Source organism: Ferruginibacter sp. (genome assembly GCF_031391665.1).
In the GTDB taxonomy this organism is placed as follows: Bacteria; Bacteroidota; Bacteroidia; order Chitinophagales; family Chitinophagaceae; genus Ferruginibacter.
Genome location: NZ_JANMUN010000049.1, coordinates 1 through 2,965 on the forward strand (window position 1 = coordinate 1; position 2,965 = coordinate 2,965).

Sequence of the window (2,965 nt, forward strand, 5' to 3'; positions counted from 1 at the left end):
GCTATGGCACTTTTTCAAGCAAAGAACTGGTAAAAGCCGCTGTAGACATTGGTGTTACAGCCCTGGCATTAACCAATATCAACTCCACCTGTGACATATGGGACTTTGTAAAATATTGCTGTGAGGAGGGCATAAAACCCATTACAGGTGTGGAAGTTCGTAACGATGGGGAACTATTATACATTTTAATTGCAGCCAACAACAATGGGCTGTTATGGATCAATGAATTTCTTTCTCAACATTTACAGACTGATAAGCCTTTTCCAAGTACAACGTTAGAAGAACCCTTTTTTACAGATGCATCCGAGGGCTTTGTTATTTACCCATTGGGCAGCAAAGAACCGGAGAAATTATTTGCCAACGAAAAAATTGGTGTGCTACCCTCTGAAGTAAATAAGTTATTCAGCATTGATTTAAAAACTACGGCTGATAAATGGATCATCCGGCAGCCGGTTACTTTTCAAAATAAAACTTACTTTAATGTTCACCGCTTGCTGAGAGCTATCGATAAAAATGTGTTGCTTTCCAAATTATGCAAATCCGATGAATGTAGCCCTGATGAATATTTTGTGCCACCGGCTGCATTGCTGGACGCCTTCAGGCAATATCCTTTTATTGTTACCAATACTTACAAGCTAATTGACAGTTGCCACATTGAAATGGATTTTAAAACGGATAAGAACAAAAAGATATTCAGTAGTACAAAGGAAGATGACAGAATATTATTAAAGAAATTGACTGCTGATGGATTTGCCTTCCGCTATGAAAAAAATAAAATAGCAACAGAGAGGGTAACCAAAGAATTAAAGATTATTGATGAATTAGGATTTAATGCTTATTTCCTTATTACCTGGGATATTATCCGCTATGCACAGTCAAGAGGTTTTTATCATGTTGGTCGGGGCAGTGGCGCCAACTCTATTGTGGCATATTGCCTGCAAATAACTGATGTGGACCCGATAGAACTGGATTTATATTTTGATAGGTTTTTAAATCCGCACCGTACTTCGCCTCCAGACTTTGATATTGATTTTAGCTGGCTCGACAGGGATGAAGTGATTGATTATGTTTTTAAACGCTATGGAAAAAAACAGGTGGCTTTATTAGGCATGTATTCTACTTTTCAATACCGGGCAGTAGTAAGGGAATTGGGGAAAGTTTTTGGATTGCCAAAAGAAGAAATAGACCAGTTGGCTGCAGGTGGCAGCCCCGATGATAAAATACAGCAGCAGATTTTACGCTACGGAAAACTGATAGAAAATTTCCCGAATCATTTGTCTATTCATCCTGGCGGCATGTTGATTTCAGAAGAAAATATTTGCCAGTATGCAACCGTATTTATGCCGCCAAAAGGCTTCCCCACGGTGCAGATGGATATGTTTGTTGCAGAGAATGTTGGTTTGTATAAACTGGATATTTTAAGCCAGCGGGGGCTTGGCCACATTAAAGAAAGTTTACGCCTCATAAAAGAAAATCAAGGCGTAGATGTAAACATTCACGATTTTAAGAAATTTAAAAAAGATAAAAGGGTAAGCGAACAGATTAAACATGTACAAACCATTGGATGTTTTTATATAGAATCGCCTGCCATGAGGCAATTGCTTAAAAAGCTGAAATGTGATGATTATATAACCCTTGTGGCTGCAAGTTCCATCATACGCCCCGGTGTGGCCAGCAGTGGCATGATGAAGGCATACATTGAAAGATACCATGACACAGAAAATATTGATTACATCCACCCTATAATGAAAGAATTATTGCAGGAAACTTTTGGGGTAATGGTGTTTCAGGAAGATGTGATAAAAGTGGCGCATCATTTTGCCGGATTGGATATGGGTGAGGCAGATATTTTACGCCGGGCCATGAGTGGTAAATACCGTGGTAACCAGGAGATGTTGCGGATTAAAGAGAAATGGTTTTTGAATTGCAAGGAAAGAAATTACCCCGATGCTATTACCGCTGAAGTATGGAGGCAGATTGAAAGTTTTGGAGGTTATAGTTTTTCCAAAGCACACTCAGCTTCTTTTGCGGTGGAGAGTTACCAAAGTTTGTTTTTAAAAACATACTACCCTAAGGAATTTATGGTGGCGGTGATCAATAATTTTGGTGGCTTTTACAGCCGGGAATTATATTTTTTAGAACTGCGGAAAACAGGTGCTATTGTACATGCACCTTGTGTAAATGAAAGTGAATATTATACTACCATCAGGGGCAATGATGTGTACACAGGTTTTATTCATATCAAATCTTTTCAGCAGGCAATGGTGGATGTGATACTGGAGGAGAGAAATAAAAATGGATTGTTCCTGCACTTGCAGGACTTTATTGAAAGAACGAATATTACCAAGGAACTTTTGAATATTTTGGTAAGTATTGGTGCTTTTCGTTTTACCGGAAAAAAGAAAAAGCAACTGTTATGGGAAGCCAATTTTTTGCAAAAGAAAAATGTATCTCATATTCCGGCTGCAAAGTCAATGTTTGAGGAAGCCCCAATCAATTTTAAACTGCCTGAGTTAGTTGATTATCCTATGGATGATTTGTATGATGATCTGGAAACATTGGACTTTACATTAGGCAACCCTTTTGATCTCGTTAATGATGATCCTTACAAATATTTACTGGCTAAAGACCTGGCTGCAAACCTTAATAAAATTGTTACGGTACTGATTTATTTTATTGATTATAAAGTGGTGACAACGGTGAGAAACGACAGGATGAGTTTTGGAACTTTCCTTGATGTGAATTTAGACTGGATTGATACCGTTCACTTCCCTGAATCTTTACGCAATTATCCATTAAAAGGCAGAGGATTTTATAAAGTAACGGGCAAGGTTGTTTCAGATTTTGGGGTGTACAATATTGAAGTTCATAAAATGTATAAAGCGGGTTATAAAGAAAGAAAATATGCAAATCTTTAATAGGGTTAAATATTATTAAAGTGGAATTTTATATAAGTAAAAACAAT

The 2,965-nt window shown here is 37.6% G+C and carries 1 protein-coding gene; it reads left to right on the forward strand.

All coding sequences use genetic code 11. From position 1 onward, the window contains the following. Window positions 1-2,918 (forward strand): DNA polymerase III subunit alpha (locus tag ACY651_RS03825; RefSeq protein WP_462249876.1); only part of this gene is annotated, 2,918 nt, incomplete at its 5' end. Window positions 2,919-2,965 lie beyond the last annotated feature (47 nt).